Source organism: Ralstonia sp. RRA (assembly GCF_037023145.1).
GTDB lineage: Bacteria > Pseudomonadota > Gammaproteobacteria > Burkholderiales > Burkholderiaceae > Ralstonia.
Map to the genome: position 1 here is coordinate 795,747 of NZ_CP146091.1, position 18,204 is coordinate 813,950.

Genomic DNA, 18,204 nt, shown 5'->3' on the forward strand with positions numbered 1-18,204 from the left:
GGCTACTTGCCCCCACCGCGCTGCACGATGTGCGCGGTCAGCAACTGGTGATCACGGCTGAACAGGCGCCGGTAGGCGAGCAGCACTGCCGCCACCGTGCCAAGCCCGGAGGACGCCGCCAGCAAAAACATGATGACGATCTGGTAGCGCACGGCCTCCAGTGGCGACTGCCCGGCGAGCACCTGGCCGGTCATCATGCCCGGCAGGCTCACCACACCCACGACAGACATCTGGTTGATGATCGGCGTCAAGCCGGCGCGCACGGCGGTTCGTGCGGCGTTGCGTGCCGCCTCCCAGCGCGTGCCGCCCAGTGCAAGCACTGTCTCCACCTGGTCACGTGTCGCGATCAGCTCGCCGGTCATACGCTCCAGCGCCAGGCCGACGCCCGTGAGCGTGTTGCCGAGAATCATCCCCATGATCGGAATCGCGTACTGCGGTTCGTACCACGGCCGCGCATGCAGCACGACGATCAACCCGATCGCGCCGATCAGCCACGTGCTGCCGAACACGGACAGCGTCCCGTCGATTCGCAGCCCCGCATAGCCACGCGCGCCGCGGCTGCCAGTGGCGTGCCCCGCAATCAGCGTCATGACGGTAACCACGCCCAGCACCACCATCCAGTACGCATGGGCGAACACCCATTCGAGCACGAACCCGATGGCCAGCAATTGCACGACGGTACGCACGGCAGCCCATGCGAGGCGTCGCTCCAGCCCGAGACCCAACCCGATCGACAGCGCGCCGTTCACGAGGATCAGCGCCGCCGCGATGCCGACCTGCCAGGCAGAGAGCGTCAGTTCTTGCCCGTTCATTGTGTCGCCCCGGTACGCAGTCGGCCGGCTTCCATGCGCCAGTGCTGTTGGCCGATGCGCGCGGCCTGCTCCGGATCGTGCGTGATCCACACCCAGGCGCACCGGTCGGGTGCCCGGGCAATCCAATGCTGCAGCAGTGCTTCAATGGCACGCGCGGAGGCGGGGTCCAGGGCAGCGGTCGGCTCGTCGAGCAGCAGCACGGCGGGATCGGTTTGCAGGGTGCGGACGAGCGCGGCAATCTGCGCCTCGCCGCCGGAAAGGTCGGTGGCGGTCTTGTCGAGAAAGCTCGCATCGCGCTCGGCACGGGCCAGCATGGTGATGGCGGCGTCGCGGTCAAACGATGCGTGCCCCTGACGTGCATGCAGTTGATAAGGCAGGCGGAGGTTGTCTTCCACCGTACCCGGCAGCAGCGCGGGGCGCTGGCGCATGTAGGCGACCTGACAGCGATAGGCCGGGACGGCGCGCGCGGCAATCGTCTCACCGCGCCATGTCACATGACCGTCATCGACGGGGTCCAGCAGGGCCAACGCACGCAGCAACACACTCTTGCCGGCGCCCGACGGGCCGGTGAGCGCAATGCGTTCGCCCGGCCGTACGGCAAGCGAAGTCGGGTGCAGTAGCGTGGCACCGGTGCGTGCGTCGCGGCGGTGCAGGTCAGTGGCGGTCAGCATGGTGTCGGCAGGGCGTGTTGCGTACGGTACGGCATCAATGCAGGGCTTTTATGCATTATGCATATGAGCGGGTGGGGCGATCCTCCGTCGAAATCCCTCAATCGCTTGCACACACGATCTGCGGTTGCCGCGCCACTGCGCGATTCGCGTGCCATGCGGGGCGACACCTAACCTGAACGGACGGTGTTGCAGGCTCTGACGCACGGTGGATGTCGGACGAATCCGACATCGCATTCAGTGACGGGAGGGTCGCCATTTACGCACGCCGGGCATAGGATCGAATCATCACAAGAAGCGATGGGAGGGCGCCATGGAGACCGAAAAGATTCAGGTGGCGCATCCGTGGTGGCAGCCTGGGGTCTTTGCATCGGCCCCGGCGATTTTCCTGTGGATCTGTGCCCAACTGCCTGCCGACATGCTGGGCGAAATTTTTCATGCGGGCACGTCGCCCGACTCGCTCGCGCATGTGGGCGATACGCTATTCGTGATCGGCTGGACGGCCAGCGGCGCGCTGATGTGGCATGGCCGGCGGCACGTCGCGCGTGACGCCGATGTGACGGCACAAACTGCGGCAGAAGCGGCTTCCGTATCGGAGCGTGTGGCGCATCCGCATGGTCTGGCCGGGCTGCGTCAAAGCATGGCCCGTCGCTGGGAACGCATGCGGCATCCGATCCCGTTGCACTGACCACTGACACCGATCTGTCGCAAAGAAAAAAGGCCGGAGCAATCCGGCCTTTTTGTTGGGCATCGTCAGGAGGTGCTGCCTGGGATGATCTCGTTTGCCTCGTCGCCGGGTGTGGCAACGGTAGCGGCATCGCCGGGTTGTTCGCCTTGCGCTTCCTGCCACTTGCGATAGCCCCACCATGCTGCCCCGGCCACCAGCCCCACCTTGCCGAGCCGGCGTGTCATGCGGCCAATCACGGTACGGCGCAGCCCGGCATAGGCCAGCGAGAGTGCCGTACCGACCAGCGGGTACTCGCGTGCAATGCCCAGCGCGCGCATCAGGCCGTTCGGTCGGGCCAATGGGCGGATCAGGCTCGGCAGCAGCGCGCCAAAGCCACCCAGGCTGAACGTGCGGCTGGTGGCGCGGCTCACGTCGTTGCGAGCTTGCGCGTAGTCATAGCGCTCCAGCGCAGCGCGCGTGAGCAGCAGTTCCTTGCGCACGGCCAGCGGCAAACGGCCTTCGGCGCCACGGCGCGATGGCCGCACATGGTGCCGCGCGCTGTGAGCGGGTTCGTGTTCGGGGGCCGGGCTGGACGATGGCGTCGGTTGGGTCGGATCGGTCATCGGCGCAGGATCTCCCGGTCTTTGTCGAGTTCGGCCAGCGTGGCCTCGAACAGCGGCGGCGCATTGCGCAGCGACGTGCGCACCTTCCACAGGCAGCCTGCCGCGCCCAGCGCGTAGAGCATGGCCATGACGGCCAGCGCTTGCCAGCGGTAGGTATCCCAGAACAGGATGGCGATGAGCGCCGTGAGCGTCATGATGGACAGTGCAATCAAGCTCACTGCCAGCATGCCGAGGAAGGCTGCACCAAGCAGCCGGTCTTTTTCTTCGGCCAGTTCGACGCTCGCCAGTTCGAGCCGCGTTTGCAGCATCGAGACGACCGTGCCGGCCAGTTTCTTCAGGGAGGCGAACAGCTTCGGGCTGGTGTCGTCGGTCATGAAGGTTCCGGAGGGTACGAGGCGAAGCGCGTAACTGCCATTGCAGCACGTGCCATGCCCATGGCGGGACCGCCAGAATGCAACTGGCCGATGGCGCGATCCACTCAAGAGCGCGCCATCGGCCAGGAAGAGGGCTTCGGATTACTTGCGGTTGAGCAGCAGACCGATCAGCAGGCCCACGCCCGCCGCCACGCCCACGGCTTGCCACGGATGATCGTGAACGTAGTCATCGGTGGCGCGTGCGGCCGCCTTGCTCTTGTGGACCACGGCATCTTGCAGGTCCTGCGCCTTTTCCTTGGCTTGGCGCAGCATGCCCATGCCGCGCTCGCGCAGCTCAGCGGCTTTTTCGCCGCTGGAGGAAGCTGCTTGTTTGAGCAGGGTTTCGGCGTCGGACAGAACGGTCTTCACGTCGGTCATCAGTTTCTCCTTATTGACGGATTCGGCCAGGTTGGGGGAGGTGTTCGTCATGGTCGGGTCCTTGGTATTGGGGTGGTTCAATCGTCAATCTGTCGACGCGCTTATTCGCTAGCATATGTGTGGGCGTTGCGAAACTTCAAGCGCTCATGTCGCGCACGCTGCGATGGATCAAGGCCTTGGCCATTGTCCGGCAATGTGCGCGTACCTTCCACCCTCTAACCAGCAAATGCCGCGCCTAATGACGAAAAGTGATGTTGTTGTGAATTTATAGTCGTTTTGGTTGGATGGCAATCTGGCTATAGTGGTTCCCAACCAGTGCATGGAGGACACGATGTCTTTACGTTTGGGCGATATCGCCCCCGATTTCGAGCAGGATTCGAGCGAAGGCCGCATCAAGTTTCATGAATGGCTGGGTAACAGCTGGGGCGTGCTGTTCTCGCATCCGGCCGATTACACGCCGGTGTGCACCACGGAGCTGGGTCTGACCGCCAAGCTCAAGGAAGAATTTGCCAAGCGCAATGTCAAGGCGATCGCGCTGTCGGTGGATTCGGTCGAGTCGCACAAGGGCTGGATCAACGACATCAACGAGACGCAGAACACCACGGTCAACTTCCCGATCATTGCTGACCCGGATCGCAAGGTTTCGCAGCTTTACGACATGATTCACCCGAATGCGAGCGAAACCTTTACCGTGCGTTCGCTGTTCGTGATCGATCCGAACAAGAAGGTTCGCCTGACGATTACGTATCCGGCGTCGACGGGGCGCAACTTCAACGAGGTGCTGCGCGTGATCGACTCGCTGCAGCTGACCGAGTATCACAGCGTGGCCACGCCGGGTAACTGGCAGGACGGGGATGACGTTGTCATCGTGCCGTCGCTCAAGGATGAAGAGGTCATCAAGCAGAAATTCCCGAAGGGCTACAAAGCGTTGCGTCCGTACCTGCGTCTGACGCCGCAGCCCAATAAGTAACCGGCTCCTTGGTAGTGTGATTGCCGCCCGGCCTTCGTGCCGGGCGTTTTTTGCGTTTGTGCAAACGATCACGCGCGAGCCCAAAACAGAACCGGCCAGCCCTTGCGGGTCTGGCCGGTTTGTCTTTTGCGGAAGACGCTTCAGCGCGCGATCAGATCGCCCAGCCGCCGGCGTAGAACGCGACCAGCGCCACAGCGATGCCCACGGTGCCGACGTTCAGCTTGCGCCATTCGCCGGCCACCAGACGGCCAATCACCAGCGTTGCGAAGCCGAGCATGATGCCGGTGACGATATTGCAGGTCAGCACGATGAACACGGCGCAGACCAGGCCAGCCAGTGCATCGACCATGTCGTCCATGTGCAGCTTGCTCACGCTTGAGAGCATCAGCAGACCGACGTACATCAGCGCAGGCGCCGTTGCGTACGACGGCACCAGGCCAGCCAGCGGCGAGAAGAACATCACCGCAAGGAACAGCACGCCGACCACGACAGCCGTCAAGCCCGTCTTGCCGCCGGCAGCCACGCCAACCGTCGACTCGATGTAGGCCGCAGCCGGGGCACCGCCGAAGAACGCCGAGAAGATCGAGCTGATCGAATCTGCCGTCAGGGCGCGACCACCGTTGATGATCTGGCCCTTGTCGTTGAGCAGGCCAGCTTGGCCGGCCACCGCGCGGATCGTGCCGGTGGCATCGAACACCGCGGTCATCACCAGTGCCAGCACCGCGGGCAGCACGGCTGCAGAAAGCGCACCGCGAATATCCATCGCGCCAATCAGCGAGGCGTGGCCCGGCGAGCTGAGTGAGGGCAGGGCGAACACACCCGTGAACTTCACAGCCGGATCAAAGATCAGGCCCAGCGCCGAGATGGCGATGATCACGATCAGGATGCCGCCCGGCACGCGACGACGCTCCATGCCAAAGATGGCTGCCAGGCCCAGCACCGACATCATCACCGGGAAAGCGGTGACATGACCCAGTGCAACGGGCAGGCCAGCACCAGCGTTCTTGACCACCAGACCCACGTCGTTGGACGCGATCAGCAGCAGGAACAGGCCGATACCGATACCGGTGCCGTGCGCCACGCCCGAGGGCAGGTTGCGCAGAATCCACGAGCGCACACCGGTGGCGGAGATGGCAGTGAAGACAACCCCCATGAGGAAGACCGCGCCCAGCGCCACTTCCGGCGTGAGCTTCTGGCCCAGCACCAGGCCGAAGGCCATGAAGGCGGTGAGCGAAATCGCGCAGCCGATGGCGATCGGCAGCTTGGCCCACAGGCCCATCAGCAGCGAGCCGAAGGCGGTGGTCAGGCACACCGCAACGAACACGGCGCTGGTGTCAAAGCCTGCCTTGCCGAGCATGCCGGGCACGACAAACACGGCGTAGACCATTGCCATGAAGGTGGTGATACCAGCCACGACCTCGCGCTTCTGGGTGCTGCCGCGTGCAGAAATCTGGAAATAACGATCAACCTGATCGTGGGTAGGCGCATCCGCGATGCCAGCGGCGCCAAGTTCCGTCGTCGACGGAATGGACTGTTCAGCCATGGTGGGTTGTCTCCTGGCAGAGCTCCGCGCTGATCGGTTTTGCGGAACCGACAACGTGAGGCGCCCTGTTCTGGTTTTGGTTCGGCTCGGGTGCCTGCGTACGCGCGCTGGCATTCTCCAGACCGTTGTCTCGCGATTGGTTTTGTCGCGTGGCGCTGCAATCTACGAATGGATCGCGCGCACGTTTTATCGGTGTGAGGGCGGCGCCAGTGATTCGATCCGCTGGCACTTGGAGCGAAGCATAGACGGGGGCCCACGGCCGATTCATGCGGCGAGACGTATCCCGATCATTTGCAAATTTGTATAACGCTGGGGAGACCACGGGGGGAGAGAACGACAGTGCCCAGGACGGGCGAGAGGATGCGGCGGGTAATGCACGAGTGTGCACCAACCCGCCGAAAAACGCAAAGCGCAATCGGAGGTAAACCCGATCAGAAGAACGCTTGAATCCCCGTTTGTGCGCGACCCAGGATCAGCGCATGGATGTCGTGCGTGCCTTCGTACGTATTCACCACTTCCAGGTTGACCACGTGGCGGATCACACCGAATTCATCGGAGATGCCGTTGCCGCCGAGCATGTCGCGCGCCACGCGGGCGATGTCGAGCGACTTGCCGCACGAATTGCGCTTCATGATCGAGGTGATTTCCACGGCGGCCGTGCCTTCATCCTTCATGCGGCCCAGGCGCAGGCAGCCTTGCAGGCCGAGCGTGATTTCGGTCTGCATGTCGGCCAGCTTCTTCTGCACAAGCTGGTTGGCAGCGAGCGGGCGGCCGAACTGCTTGCGGTCCAGCACGTACTGGCGCGCGCGGTGCCAGCAGTCTTCCGCCGCGCCCAGGGCACCCCAGGCGATACCGTAGCGCGCCGAGTTCAGGCACGTGAACGGGCCCTTCAGGCCGCGCACGCCGGGCATCAGGTTTTCTTCCGGCACGAACACTTCGTCCAGCACGATCTCGCCGGTGATCGACGTGCGCAGGCCCACCTTGCCGTGAATGGCGGGTGCGCTCAGGCCCTTCCAGCCCTTCTCAAGGATGAAGCCGCGGATCTCGTCCTCGCCGTTGTCGTTCGGCAGCTTGCCCCACACGACAAACACATCGGCGATGGGCGAGTTGGTGATCCACATCTTCGCGCCCGACAGCGAGTAGCCGCCGTCGACCTTCTTGGCACGCGTGATCATCGAGGCCGGATCAGAGCCGTGGTTGGGCTCGGTCAGGCCGAAGCAGCCGATCCACTCGCCAGTAGCCAGCTTGGGCAGGTACTTCTGCTTTTGCGCTTCGCTACCGAATTCGTAGATCGGCACCATCACCAGCGACGACTGCACGCTCATCATCGAGCGGTAGCCCGAGTCCACGCGCTCCACCTCACGCGCGATCAGGCCGTAGCTGACGTAGTTCAGGCCCGGGCCGCCGTACTGCTCGGGAATCGTCGGGCCCAGCAGGCCGAGTTCACCCATCTCACGGAAGATCGACGCATCGGTCTTCTCATGCCGGAACGATTCCAGCACGCGCGGCAGCAGCTTGTCCTGGCAGTACGAGGCGGCGGCGTCGCGCACCATGCGCTCGTCGTCGGTCAGTTGTTGGTCGAGCAGCAGGGGGTCGGCCCAGTTGAAGGCGTTGCGAGCAGTCACAGCAGTAGTCTCCGAGTCTTTGTTGTTCCGGGATACGGAACACAGTTTCGAAATTTAGAGCTATGATAGCGCAACCGAAGACAATTTCCAGGCCTTTTTTGCCATGAGCACAACCCGTCTCCCCGATCCCGAATTCGATGCCAGCGGTATTAGCGATAGCAGCCGCGAAGGCGATCCGAACTTTGTGACGGCACTCGCCCGCGGGCTGGAACTGCTGCGCGCGTTCCGCCCCGGTGACACGCTGCTCGGCAACCAGGAATTCGTGCGCCGTACGGGCTTTCCCAAGGCGACCGTCAGCCGACTGGCAGGTACGCTGGTCTCGCTGGGCTACCTGCGTTATGACGAGGCGCTTGGCAAGTACGGGCTGGATGCAGGCGTATTGGCGTTGGGGTTTGCTTACCTTGCGTCGAGCGACGTGATTCAGCTCGCGCGGCCGCATATGAGCGCGTTTGCACAGAAGCACGGCGTGTCGATTTCGCTCGGCAAGCGTGACAAGCTGGACATGGTCTATCTGGAAACGATCCGCCACGACAGCCCATCGATGAGCGGTTCGGCAGGGCTGGGCGTGGGCTCGCGGCTGTCGTTGCTGTCGAGTTCGATGGGACGGGCGTATCTGGCGTCGTTGCCTGCGGCAAAGCGTGAGCGCCTGTACGAGGCACTGCGCACGCAACAGCCAGCGCAATGGGCGGCAGAAGGTGCGGCAGCAGACGATGCAGTGAAGGCCGGCATGCGCGACGGCTATGCCGTATCGCTGCGCGACTGGCATCCGGCCATTCACGCGTGTGCGGTGGCGTTCTTCGTGCCGAGTCAGCGTGAACCGTATGTGGTGAGCTGCAGCGCGCCGTACGCATCGGCTGATGCAGAGCGCATTCGCGACGAGCTTGCGCCCGCGCTGCGAGAGTTCGCAGCGCGACTCGGCCAAGTGGTAGAACCAGCGATGTAGCCCCCAGCGAACGACGAGAGATCGCTCCAACGACAGCACAAGCAGTCCAACGGTTTGGCCGTTGATGCCCTAGATGGCGCCTTGAATTTCTGTTGCACGGAGGAAAAAGAGGGGAGGCTTGTCTGAGCGAAGCGAGTTTGCCTCCCCTCCCTCCTTGCGACAGAAATTCAAGGAGTCTTTCGCCATCTCGGGCGCGCCTTTCTTTGCTTACTTTCTTTGGCAAGACAAAGAAAGTGAGTCAGCCCCGGCAGGGGATGAAACCGGGGATGGACCAACAGCAAAAATCACAAATCCGTCCGCAACTTCCAAAGCTCCGGAAACAGCACCACGTCCAACATCTTGCGCAGATAGCCCACACCTTCAGTGCCGCCGGTGCCGCGCTTGAACCCGATCACACGTTCCACCGTAGTGACATGGCGGAAGCGCCATTGCCGGAACGCATCTTCCAGATCAACAAACTTCTCGGCCAGTTCGTACAGCTCCCAGTGGTGCGTCGGATCGCGATAGACCTCAAGCCAAGCCGCTTCCACTGAAGCGTTGTAGGTAACGGGGCGCGACCAATCCCGCTCCACACAATCCGCATCGAACGCAAAGCCATGACGCGCCATGTAGCGCACGGCCTCGTCATACAGTGACGGCGTCTCCAGCGCAGCCTTCACCTGCTCGTAATGCTCCGGACGATGCGCATGCGGCTTCAACATCGCCGCGTTCTTGTTGCCGAGAATGAACTCGATCTCGCGATACTGATACGACTGGAAGCCTGACGACTGCCCCAGGTGCGGCCGCATGGCCGAGTACTCCGGCGGCGTCATCGTGGCGAGCACATTCCACGCCTGTACGAGCTGATCCATGATGCGCGACACGCGCGCCAGCATCTTGAACGCCGGCGGCAGGTTGTCGTTGCGCACGCAATCACGCGCCGCGCGCAGCTCATGCAGCATCAGCTTCATCCACAGCTCGGTGGTCTGGTGCTGCACGATGAAGAGCATCTCGTTGTGATCCGGTGAACGTGGGTGCTGCGCGTTCAGGATCTGGTCGAGCGCGAGGTAGTCCCCATAGCTCATCGACTTCGAGAAATCGAGCTGCGCGTTGTGCCAGCCTTCGCCTTCGTTGCCTTGTGCGGCATGCATGGGGCAGCCCGATGCTGCAGGTTGATTCGGATTCGACATCTCAGGTCACCAGCGTACGTTCGTTGAATTGGGCCGATTGCCACGCGCCGGTTTCCAGCACGTCGCGCAGGATTTCCACGGCGTCCCACACATCGGCAAAGCTTGTGTACAGCGGCGTGAAGCCGAAGCGCATGATCTGCGGCTCGCGGTAATCGCCGATCACGCCGCGCGCGATCAGCGCCTGCACCACGGCGTAGCCGTTCGGGTGTTCATAGCTGACGTGGCTGCCGCGCACAGCGTGGTCACGCGGCGTGGCGAGCGTGAGCGGGAACCCCGCGCAACGCGTTTCCACCAGCGTGATGAAGAGGTCGGTCAGCGCGAGCGATTTGGCGCGCAGCGCGGCCATCGACGTCTGCGCAAAAATGTCGAGCCCGCATTCGACCATCGCCATCGACGTGATCGGCTGCGTGCCGCACAGGAAGCGGCCGATGCCGGCATCCGCGTCGTAGCGCGATTCCATCGCGAACGGCCGCGCATGGCCCCACCAGCCCGACAGCGGCTGCCAGAAGCGATCACGCAGCGCCGGTGCGACCCACACAAAGGCAGGCGAACCCGGGCCGCCGTTCAGATATTTGTAGGTGCAGCCGATGGCGTAATCCGCGCCGCCGGCGTGCAGGTCCACCGGCACGGCGCCGGCCGAATGCGCCAGATCCCAGATCGCCAGCGCGCCATGCTTGTGCGCCAGCGCAGAGACGGCCGCCATGTCGTACATGTGGCCGCTCTTGTAGTTCACGTGCGTGAGCATGGTGATGGCCACGTCGTCACCCAGCGCACCTTCCAGCTCGTCGGGCGAATCGATCAAGCGCAGCTTGTAGCCATCGCGCAGCAGATCGGCCAGACCTTCGGCGATGTACAGGTCGGTCGGGAAGTTGTGCGTTTCCGAGACGATGATCTTGCGATTCGGCGCGTCTTCACGCTGCACGCGGATTGCGGCGGCCAGCACTTTGAACAGATTGATCGACGTGGTGTCGGTGACGACGACTTCGTCTTCACGTGCGCCGATCAGCGGGGCGAGCTTGTTGCCCAGGCGGCGCGGCAGTTCGAACCAGCCGGCCTGGTTCCAGCTGCGGATCAGGCCGTCACCCCATTCACTGGCGACGACTTCCTGTGCGCGGGCCAGCGCGGCTTTCGGGCGGGCGCCGAGCGAATTACCGTCCAGGTAGATCACGCCGTCGGGCAGCGCAAAGGCATCGCGCAGCGGGGCGATCGGGTCGGCCGCGTCGCGTTCGAGGCAGGAGTTGCGGGTCAAAGTCATGGTGATGTTGGGGCGATGAAAGCGTTGGTGTTCTGTGGGATCAGGGCAGGCTGCGCAGCACGGCGCGCACGGGGCTCGCGTCGAGCGTGGCGAACTTGAGCGGCAGGGCAATCAGCTCGTAATCACCGGCGGGCACCTCGTCGAGCACCAGCCCTTCGAGAATGGCCAGGCCGTGTTTGCCGACGGCATGGTGCGCGTCCATGGTCTTGGAGGTCTGCGGGTCGAGCGAGGCGGTGTCGACGCCGATCAGCTTGACGCCGTGCCTGGCCAGCAACTCGATGGTCTCGGGCGCGACGGCGGCAAAGTTGTCGTCCCACGTGGTCTGCGGCATTTGCGTGTACGTGCGCAGCAGCACGCGCGGTGGCGTATCAGTGAGCGCATCACGCACGTGTTCCGGCTCAACGCGCGCCACGCCTACACAGTGAATGACGCGGCAGGGGCCAAGGTAGGCGTCCAGCGGCACTTGCCCGATGGCCGCGCCATCTGAGTGATAGTGCAGCGGCGCATCGGCATGCGCGCCGGTGTGCGGCGACAGCGTGATGCGTCCGACGTTGACCGGGCAGTCACCTTCGAGCTTCCACGCAATTTCCTGCGAAAACGGCGTGTCGCCGGGCCAGGTAGGCGTGGCGGTCGAGAGGGCGGGGCTGATGTCCCACAAAGTGCGTTCCAAGGCGGCTCCAGGGCAGAAAACTCGGTGAATCCGTGCCGAAATGATAGGGAAATCTACGCGCAATGGGTTTGCATATTCGTGCGTGCGATCCGGTTGAATTCGCATAAAATTCAACGTATTGAAGAGATCACGCAAAGAACAACGACAGATGCAACTCGATACCACCGATCTGCGCATTCTCCAGGTTCTGCAGGAGGATGGCCGTATCAGCAACCAGGACTTGGCTGAGCGCGTGGCGCTGTCGCCGTCGGCGTGCCTGCGGCGTGTGCGGATGCTGGAGGAGGGCGGCGCCATCACCGGTTACCGGGCGCAACTCGGCCGGGCGGCGCTGGGGCTGGAGCTGGAGGCCATCGTGCAGGTGTCGATGCGGCAGGACGTGACCGGCTGGCACGAGACCTTCATGGCCGCCGTGCAGAGCTGGCCCGAGATCGTGGCCGCCTACATCATCACCGGGGATTGCAACTACATCCTGCGCGTGCAGGCGCCCACGCTGCAGCATTACTCAGAATTCATCATCGAGCGGCTGTACAAGACGCCGGGCGTGATGGACATCCGCTCGAACATCGTCCTGCGCACGATCAAGGACCGGGAAGGCGGGCTGGCGTTGCTGATGGAATCGCGCGGTGTGCGGCCGCTGGAGAGTGGGGCGGGCGCCAGCAAGCGCCCGAAGGGTGGCTAGCCGCCGATCGCCGTGAGCGATGAAAACGCGCCGCGATGGAATACCAGCGGGGCGCCGTCTGGATCGACCACGCCGCAGCGCTCCACCTCGCCGACGAAGATAACGTGGTCGCCCTCGTCATAGCGGCTGCGGTTATGGCACTCGAACCACGCCAGAGATTGCGTGAGGATCGGCAGGCCGGTCGGGCTGAGGGCGTAATCGATGTTGGCAAAGCGGTCGCCCTTAAGGGTGGCGAAGCGCTTGCACAAGTCCAACTGATCCGCCGACAGGATATTGATGACGTAGTGCGAGCCGGCGTGGAACAGCGGGAATGAATTCGCCTGCATGCCAAGGCTCCACAGCACCAGCGGCGGGTCCAGCGACACCGAATTGAACGAGCTGGCCGTCACGCCGACGAACGCCGGCTTGCCAGGGCCGCCCTCAGAGCGCGTGGTGACAACCGTCACACCCGTGGCGAACTGGGACAGCGCATGCCGGAAATGTGCGGCATCAAAGTCAGGCGGGGTGGCGCTGCCATGCGCCGACGGCTTGCGCGCGGACAGCTCCCTATCGCGCACATCCATGGGAATGGCTCCGTGATGGTCCATGCAAACTACCGAAAGTAAGGCTCAATTGTAACGGACGCCCGATAGGCCGCCGCAAGGTAGGGGTTTGCATGACGCCAAGCGCACATGTCAGGAAACGCGTGCTCCGCCGACCAATGGCATCGTGTGCTCCCAAAGAAAAGCGGCTCTGATATCCATGCGTTACATTTTTGACGCAGCGCTTCGGCAAGCCCGGTGTCAAACGGCAACGGTCGTCGTCCGGCACGCACAGCCGCTTCTCAATGGATTTCGAATCGTTGCACTGATGATTGCTAAGACAAGTAAGTTCTTCACCCTGATGGCGGGCATGCTGGCCGCGAGTGTCAATGCGCATGCATTCAACGCGCAGTGGTTACTGCAGGCGGCCAAGTCCGAAGAGGCCGGTCTCAAGGCCAGAATTGGTATCGCGGTGATCGACAAGGAGTCTGGTTACACCTGGAGCTATCGGGGCGATGAGGCGTTCCCGATCAACAGCACGCATAAGGCCTACCTGTGTGCCGCGCTGCTTGAGAAGGTCGATCAAAGGAAGCTGGCGCTCAGTGATATCACCGCAATTTCCAAGAGCGACCTGGTGACCTACTCCCCGATTACGGAGAAACTGCAGTCGGCCACCAATGCGCAGCTGTGCGAAGCCGCCGTGAGCTACAGCGACAACACGGCGGCCAACAAGGTGCTTGAGAACATTGGTGGTACCCAGGGCTTCAATGCGTTCATGCGATCCATCGGCGACCATAAAACCCGCCTGGATCGGAATGAGCCCGAGCTCAATGAAGGCACCCCGGGTGACCGTCGGGACACCACGACGCCGATCGCCGCTGCCAACAGCTTGAACCAGATTTTCTTTAGCGATGGACTGTCTCGAAACGCGAAGGCCGAACTGACGCATTGGATGGTCAATGACAAGGTTGCCAATGACTTGTTGAGGAAATCCCTCCCTCCCACTTGGCGCATTGCCGACAAGACTGGGGCAGGGGGATACGGATCTCGCTCCATCGTCGCGGTTGTCTACCCTGAAGGGAAAAAGCCGTTGCTGGTCTCCATCTACATCACAAACACGAAAGCAACCCTTGGCGAAAGCAATGCGGCTATCGCGCGAATGGGTGCCGTTCTGTTCAAGAGCATGCAGTAAGTCAAACAGGCCGACCCTTGTGGCAGATCTTTCTGCCCAAAAACTGGAAGCTGTGTCAGGAGAAAAACCTTGGAAAACCAACAAAACCGTCAACTCGAAACCGCCGTCCTGGGCGGAGGCTGCTTCTGGTGCAACCTAACAGCCTAGTTATGTTTTTCTCCATAAAATCATACACTTAATTTTTGCTGGATTTTTTCTGCTGGTTCATCTGCTGAATTTCTCAAAGAACCTTGTTGGGCATGGCTTCGCCATAGGTCAGCAAGGGGAAACCTTCACCAGAGCCATTTCTAGCCCCGTAGAGCAGTCCGAGTGGTTCGCAGTAGGTAGACACCCCATCACACCAGAAAACAGCCCCAAAACCTTCCTATGTGGGTTTGGCAGTGGGAAGAACTTTCATCAATCATAAATAAAAATAATGAAGTTCATCAAAGAAGTTTCATGTAGTTGAAGGTTCTAATGTGCTCAATCAATTGAATAAATTTCTTCGATTATAAAAATTTTATTGATGGGTTTTCTTCTTGTGGTATGATGTAGTCATCAGCTAACGGGGTTGGCTGAATTCAACCAAACTTGAAGGAAGCTAAAATGTCGTTTCTTGATAATGCCAAGGAAGTTCTGACCGAAGAAGAATTCACCAAACTTCAAGAGCTTCAAACCAAATCGTCCGATTTTGAAGCAACACCCGATGAAGAAAAAAACCTTCTTGAACTGAAAAACTCGGTTCGTGAAAAAATCGCCCAACGAGATAAGGCGAAAAACCTTTCCTTCCTGAATGGTAAGGTTTACACCATCGCTGAAATTATTACGGCTGGTGGATACTCGAATGAAGAAATCAAGAAGTATTATTCGGAAAAGTTCCCCCGTGGTGCTAATACCGAAGTTCGCCAATATGCCACCATCAAGTTTAAGGACAAGGATGGTAAGGAAGTTGAAGAAGCTATCAAAACTGGTGAGCGAATTTCGAAGGGAGCAAAAGAAGCCATCAAGAAGATGGGTGTTGCGAAGTTCGTTGAATTGATTACGGACAAAGCTTACTTTATTGACCATGTTTCTACTCCCACTGTTGGCATCATGGCTAACAAGAAGGTTTACAAGCATATCAATGAACAAGCAAAGCGACTTGAATTTGATGTTGAAAAATTCAAGCAAGCATTGGGTATCAAGGCATGATACTGCCCTTCCAAAGAAAGCAAAAAGCCCCATAAAGGGGCTTTTTCTTTATCTGTTGAAAATATATCCACCAAACAAGAAAACCCCTATTTCTAGGAGTTTTTCTTGAACCATTTATTTCTTCGGAGAACTTCATTATTATCTATACTTCATAAATGATATTAACTACTTTACTTCATTTGTCAATAGACAGTTGGTTTCATTTCAACATTTCTTTCTTCTATTTTTAAATCTTGTGGAAGTGATTTGTTAATTTCCTTCACGAAGTAATCACCTAATCCCATATTTCCACCTTTTTTAACTGATTGCTTGTCAGTTTCAAATGAATTCATGGCATTAGAATTTGCTGTTGAAATAGTGTCTTTTACTTCAATATCAGACATTCCAGTTTTATCTAGGCTAGATTGAGCAGATTTAAATACTCCCATTGTTTCTTTTGCTGAATCAGTAAAATAACCACCACCAGCCATAGCAACAACACGACCAGAACCAGAGCCATATTTATCAATTAGGTGTTTGTTCATTGCTGAATTCAATTGTTGTTCAAAATTAGAATCAGGATTTCTTTCAATTGAGTCCTTCATCTGGTTCATGAATTCATTTCCTTCAACAGAATCTTTACCACCAACCATATTAACAGCTTTATTCAACATTGATTGAGCTTGTGCCCCTTTCAATGTATTTCCAGAGTATTCAAGATTATCCAATATTGAAGATTCAGCTTTATTGCTATTTCTAGTTCTTTCTTCTCTTGTTTCTGGATTATCTGTTCTTCTATCAAAATCAGCCATTTTCTTTTCATTGTTTATTCTATCTTGGTTAATTTTGTTGTTGAGAGCTTTTGAAGCACCTTGTGAAGCCATAGCAACAGCACCAGCACCAGCAATCGCACCAGCACCAGAAGCTTCTTTACCATGACCACTCATTGAAACACCTAATCCACCAATCCAATTGATTACTTGGTCAGGAAGAACATGGACAATATCAAAACATTTCTTGATTAGATAAGTCATCATCCCTACATAAACAACAGGCATAGCAAACATACCTAATACATAAGTCAACAATCCACTATCACTTTGAGCCAAATTCCAAACATCAGGAAAGATAGATGTTATCAATGAGCCAATTATTTGAACAATTGAAACGGATAGAGCAAATCCAGCAACCATCAATAAAGGTTTGAATAATATTGATAGGAGTTGTTTAAATCCGTTAGAACCTTGCCCGATAATTTCATGACCTTCAAAAAGTATTGCTACTAGCCATAATGTTGAACCAATAATAGTTTCAGCATAAGAAATTAACAAAGCCATGATACAGCCAATCCAAATAAAGAATGGAAGCATTGGGACAATGTAAAGAGCCCAAAAAGCAAATATCATGATTGGTGGAATGAATGTTATTAGTGTGACATTCAAGAACATTCCAATTCCAGGAGCATTACCAATTGAAGAAGAAAGAGCACCGATACCAACATATACAGCACTAGCAACAGCACCAGACCACCCACCAATTCTTTCTACTTTCAATACAGCATTTTCATTCTTATCGAATGTCATTGTTCCAGCAGAAGTAAAAAGCTTTTTGATTATTGGAACTGGTGAAAATCCTTCTTTGACTGAATGTTTTATGGTGTCCCACCAACTTTCATTAGAACCACCTGTTTCATCACCAACACCATAATTCACAACACCAGCACTAGATAAATCAACAACTTTACCGATATTATTTAATGCTTTACTCCATTCATCATGTAATGGGTATCTGTCAAAATGAGATACACCAGAAGCAACAGGAACATTGGCAATAGCTGAATTAGTTAAATCCATCAATTTACTGATTTTTTGATAGTAAGCACCCAAGAAAATAAATCCATCTTGGTCAACACTTTTCTTCAATTCACTAAACTGGTCTAATGAAAGAATTTGTTGTGAAGCAAATGAATTCATATTCTCTCTATATTGACCAACAGCATCAGCAATCAATTTGGGATCAATAGGAGCACCAGAAGAAACTAATTGAGCAGATAAAGTATCCATCTTGTTCATAAGATTTGCTGTTTCTTCTTGGTTCTTTTGAGAAATAGCCTGCATCCTACTAACAGCATCAGAAGCTTGAACCAAGTTAGTAATAGCACCTAATGGACCAGTAGCGACATTCTGTAAAGATTGGCTAGTATCAACGGCAGGAGCTTGCCATTTAGAAACGGTTAATGTTCCACAAGCATCAACTTGACCATTTTTATCACCAAATTTATAGATGATATTATTCATTCCATCTTCTTTTGTTATTCCAACGGTCATATTTGGAAATAATAATTTAGCTTGATTATAATTTTGTTGAAATTGCTTCATCACATTCATACAAGCATAAGAAGCAAAAAGATTGTAAGCCAAGCTATTAACTTCTGGCTTAATCAATCCAGTTTGGGCAACTTGTATAAGATTTTGATTGCTCATGAATTTTGAAGCACCAGCATCAGCAAAAGAAATTCCAGCAGTAATAACTTTTCCAGTCAAATATTGAATGCTGTTATATCCGTTATTGATGGGAAGTAAAAGAGCAGGAACAAGAGCTAGTCTGATTGGAAGATAAACACCGGAGAATTTCTTTCCCATAAATTCGCCATCATGTGCTGTTCCAACAGTGGCGAAAATCACATAATAAACAAACAATATTCCAGCACAAAATAATGCTGATATATTAACGATTTCAATTAAACCAGCCATTGAGTCAGATGATTCACCACCAAATACACCGAGTTTCCCAAATATAGAGTTCATAACCATCATCATCTTGTCTGTTGTCATTGGAGTTAGCCCCAAATCACCAGCAAAAGACAAGGATGGAATTAGAACAAGAGAAAGCACCATTAGAATTTTTATTATCGCTTTCATGATTTC

Annotated in this window: 17 protein-coding genes and 1 pseudogene; 6 read left to right on the plus strand and 12 right to left on the minus strand. The window is 57.1% G+C overall.

Annotation, left to right across the window (positions count from 1 at the left end; genetic code table 11):
• Positions 1 to 2 precede the first annotated feature (2 nt).
• Together fetB and V6657_RS03890 are read right to left on the minus strand one after the other, a co-directional pair.
• On the minus strand, positions 3 to 812 hold the full coding sequence (gene fetB, locus V6657_RS03885) for an iron export ABC transporter permease subunit FetB (protein WP_048931810.1): 810 nt from the start codon (positions 810 to 812) through the stop codon (positions 3 to 5).
• The gene (locus tag V6657_RS03890; protein WP_048931811.1) at positions 809 to 1,483 is read right to left on the minus strand and encodes an ATP-binding cassette domain-containing protein; all 675 of its coding nucleotides are present in this window, start codon (positions 1,481 to 1,483) and stop codon (positions 809 to 811) included. The genes fetB and V6657_RS03890 overlap by 4 nt, the downstream gene beginning before the upstream one ends.
• 310 nt (positions 1,484 to 1,793) lie before the next feature.
• Here V6657_RS03890 and V6657_RS03895 point away from each other — a divergent pair, with 310 nt between their 5' ends.
• A complete protein-coding gene (locus tag V6657_RS03895; RefSeq protein WP_048931812.1) occupies positions 1,794 to 2,168 on the plus strand; it encodes a hypothetical protein in 375 nt (124 codons plus the stop codon).
• Positions 2,169 to 2,233: 65 nt separating this feature from the next.
• On the opposite strand, the gene V6657_RS03900 is transcribed toward V6657_RS03895, so the two are convergent.
• The 3 genes from V6657_RS03900 to V6657_RS03910 all read right to left on the minus strand — a co-directional run bounded on the left by V6657_RS03900 (position 2,234) and on the right by V6657_RS03910 (position 3,612).
• Complete coding sequence (locus V6657_RS03900) at positions 2,234 to 2,770, minus strand: DUF3318 domain-containing protein (RefSeq protein WP_048931813.1); 537 nt, start codon at positions 2,768 to 2,770, stop codon at positions 2,234 to 2,236.
• Entirely contained in the window at positions 2,767 to 3,144 is a 378-nt protein-coding gene (locus V6657_RS03905) for a phage holin family protein (protein ID WP_048931814.1), read from the minus strand. The genes V6657_RS03900 and V6657_RS03905 overlap by 4 nt, the downstream gene beginning before the upstream one ends.
• Before the next feature lie 141 nt (positions 3,145 to 3,285).
• Positions 3,286 to 3,612, minus strand: a complete 327-nt coding sequence (locus V6657_RS03910; protein ID WP_021195215.1) for a DUF883 family protein — start codon at positions 3,610 to 3,612, stop codon at positions 3,286 to 3,288.
• A 280-nt stretch (positions 3,613 to 3,892) separates the two neighbouring features.
• On the opposite strand from V6657_RS03910, the gene V6657_RS03915 reads away from it, so the two are divergent.
• The gene (locus V6657_RS03915) at positions 3,893 to 4,531 is read left to right on the plus strand and encodes a peroxiredoxin (RefSeq protein WP_031329446.1); all 639 of its coding nucleotides are present in this window, start codon (positions 3,893 to 3,895) and stop codon (positions 4,529 to 4,531) included.
• Positions 4,532 to 4,682: 151 nt separating this feature from the next.
• Here the strand turns inward: V6657_RS03915 and V6657_RS03920 are convergent.
• Together V6657_RS03920 and V6657_RS03925 are read right to left on the minus strand one after the other, a co-directional pair.
• Positions 4,683 to 5,999 (minus strand): annotated as a pseudogene (locus tag V6657_RS03920) (NCS2 family permease); the annotation flags it as partial.
• Between the two features lie 506 nt (positions 6,000 to 6,505).
• A complete protein-coding gene (locus V6657_RS03925; RefSeq protein ID WP_048931816.1) occupies positions 6,506 to 7,699 on the minus strand; it encodes an acyl-CoA dehydrogenase in 1,194 nt (397 codons plus the stop codon).
• A gap of 103 nt (positions 7,700 to 7,802) precedes the next feature.
• Between V6657_RS03925 and V6657_RS03930 the strand changes: the two genes are divergently transcribed.
• Entirely contained in the window at positions 7,803 to 8,642 is an 840-nt protein-coding gene (locus tag V6657_RS03930; RefSeq protein ID WP_048931817.1) for an IclR family transcriptional regulator, read from the plus strand.
• Positions 8,643 to 8,926: 284 nt separating this feature from the next.
• On the opposite strand, the gene kynA is transcribed toward V6657_RS03930, so the two are convergent.
• From kynA to kynB, 3 genes are read right to left on the minus strand one after another with little or no spacing between them, the layout of a single operon-like run.
• The gene (gene kynA, locus V6657_RS03935; protein ID WP_048931818.1) at positions 8,927 to 9,811 is read right to left on the minus strand and encodes a tryptophan 2,3-dioxygenase; all 885 of its coding nucleotides are present in this window, start codon (positions 9,809 to 9,811) and stop codon (positions 8,927 to 8,929) included.
• A gap of 1 nt (position 9,812) precedes the next feature.
• Complete coding sequence (gene kynU, locus V6657_RS03940; RefSeq protein WP_048931819.1) at positions 9,813 to 11,066, minus strand: kynureninase; 1,254 nt, start codon at positions 11,064 to 11,066, stop codon at positions 9,813 to 9,815.
• A gap of 40 nt (positions 11,067 to 11,106) precedes the next feature.
• A complete protein-coding gene (gene kynB, locus V6657_RS03945) occupies positions 11,107 to 11,736 on the minus strand; it encodes an arylformamidase (protein ID WP_048931820.1) in 630 nt (209 codons plus the stop codon).
• Between the two features lie 148 nt (positions 11,737 to 11,884).
• Here kynB and V6657_RS03950 point away from each other — a divergent pair, with 148 nt between their 5' ends.
• Entirely contained in the window at positions 11,885 to 12,415 is a 531-nt protein-coding gene (locus tag V6657_RS03950) for an Lrp/AsnC family transcriptional regulator (protein WP_048931821.1), read from the plus strand.
• On the opposite strand, the gene V6657_RS03955 is transcribed toward V6657_RS03950, so the two are convergent.
• Positions 12,412 to 12,978 carry a flavin reductase family protein gene (locus tag V6657_RS03955; RefSeq protein ID WP_048931822.1) on the minus strand — a complete coding sequence of 189 codons (567 nt, stop codon included), beginning with the start codon at positions 12,976 to 12,978 and terminating at the stop codon, positions 12,412 to 12,414. The genes V6657_RS03950 and V6657_RS03955 overlap by 4 nt on opposite strands.
• A 178-nt stretch (positions 12,979 to 13,156) precedes the next feature.
• Here V6657_RS03955 and bla point away from each other — a divergent pair, with 178 nt between their 5' ends.
• Complete coding sequence (gene bla, locus V6657_RS03960) at positions 13,157 to 14,128, plus strand: class A beta-lactamase (protein ID WP_200900872.1); 972 nt, start codon at positions 13,157 to 13,159, stop codon at positions 14,126 to 14,128.
• A 585-nt stretch (positions 14,129 to 14,713) separates the two neighbouring features.
• The gene (locus V6657_RS03965) at positions 14,714 to 15,298 is read left to right on the plus strand and encodes a hypothetical protein (protein WP_198107753.1); all 585 of its coding nucleotides are present in this window, start codon (positions 14,714 to 14,716) and stop codon (positions 15,296 to 15,298) included.
• A gap of 182 nt (positions 15,299 to 15,480) precedes the next feature.
• On the opposite strand, the gene V6657_RS03970 is transcribed toward V6657_RS03965, so the two are convergent.
• Positions 15,481 to 18,198 (minus strand): DotA/TraY family protein, encoded by a 2,718-nt coding sequence (locus V6657_RS03970; protein ID WP_338754968.1) that lies wholly within the window; start codon positions 18,196 to 18,198, stop codon positions 15,481 to 15,483.
• Positions 18,199 to 18,204: the final 6 nt, after the last annotated feature.

Excerpts from the sequence above, each read along its gene's own strand:
- V6657_RS03915 (WP_031329446.1), top strand. The coding sequence starts at position 3,893 with ATGTCTTTACGTTTGGGCGATATCGCCCCCGATTTCGAGCAGGATTCG.
- fetB (WP_048931810.1), bottom strand. The coding sequence starts at position 812 with ATGAACGGGCAAGAACTGACGCTCTCTGCCTGGCAGGTCGGCATCGCG.
- V6657_RS03900 (WP_048931813.1), bottom strand. The coding sequence starts at position 2,770 with ATGACCGATCCGACCCAACCGACGCCATCGTCCAGCCCGGCCCCCGAA.
- V6657_RS03965 (WP_198107753.1), top strand. The coding sequence starts at position 14,714 with ATGTCGTTTCTTGATAATGCCAAGGAAGTTCTGACCGAAGAAGAATTC.
- V6657_RS03950 (WP_048931821.1), top strand. The coding sequence starts at position 11,885 with ATGCAACTCGATACCACCGATCTGCGCATTCTCCAGGTTCTGCAGGAG.
- kynU (WP_048931819.1), bottom strand. The coding sequence starts at position 11,066 with ATGACTTTGACCCGCAACTCCTGCCTCGAACGCGACGCGGCCGACCCG.
- V6657_RS03905 (WP_048931814.1), bottom strand. The coding sequence starts at position 3,144 with ATGACCGACGACACCAGCCCGAAGCTGTTCGCCTCCCTGAAGAAACTG.
- V6657_RS03910 (WP_021195215.1), bottom strand. The coding sequence starts at position 3,612 with ATGACGAACACCTCCCCCAACCTGGCCGAATCCGTCAATAAGGAGAAA.
- V6657_RS03930 (WP_048931817.1), top strand. The coding sequence starts at position 7,803 with ATGAGCACAACCCGTCTCCCCGATCCCGAATTCGATGCCAGCGGTATT.
- kynA (WP_048931818.1), bottom strand. The coding sequence starts at position 9,811 with ATGTCGAATCCGAATCAACCTGCAGCATCGGGCTGCCCCATGCATGCC.
- V6657_RS03895 (WP_048931812.1), top strand. The coding sequence starts at position 1,794 with ATGGAGACCGAAAAGATTCAGGTGGCGCATCCGTGGTGGCAGCCTGGG.
- V6657_RS03955 (WP_048931822.1), bottom strand. The coding sequence starts at position 12,978 with ATGGATGTGCGCGATAGGGAGCTGTCCGCGCGCAAGCCGTCGGCGCAT.
- bla (WP_200900872.1), top strand. The coding sequence starts at position 13,157 with ATGCGTTACATTTTTGACGCAGCGCTTCGGCAAGCCCGGTGTCAAACG.
- V6657_RS03890 (WP_048931811.1), bottom strand. The coding sequence starts at position 1,483 with ATGCTGACCGCCACTGACCTGCACCGCCGCGACGCACGCACCGGTGCC.
- V6657_RS03970 (WP_338754968.1), bottom strand. The coding sequence starts at position 18,198 with ATGAAAGCGATAATAAAAATTCTAATGGTGCTTTCTCTTGTTCTAATT.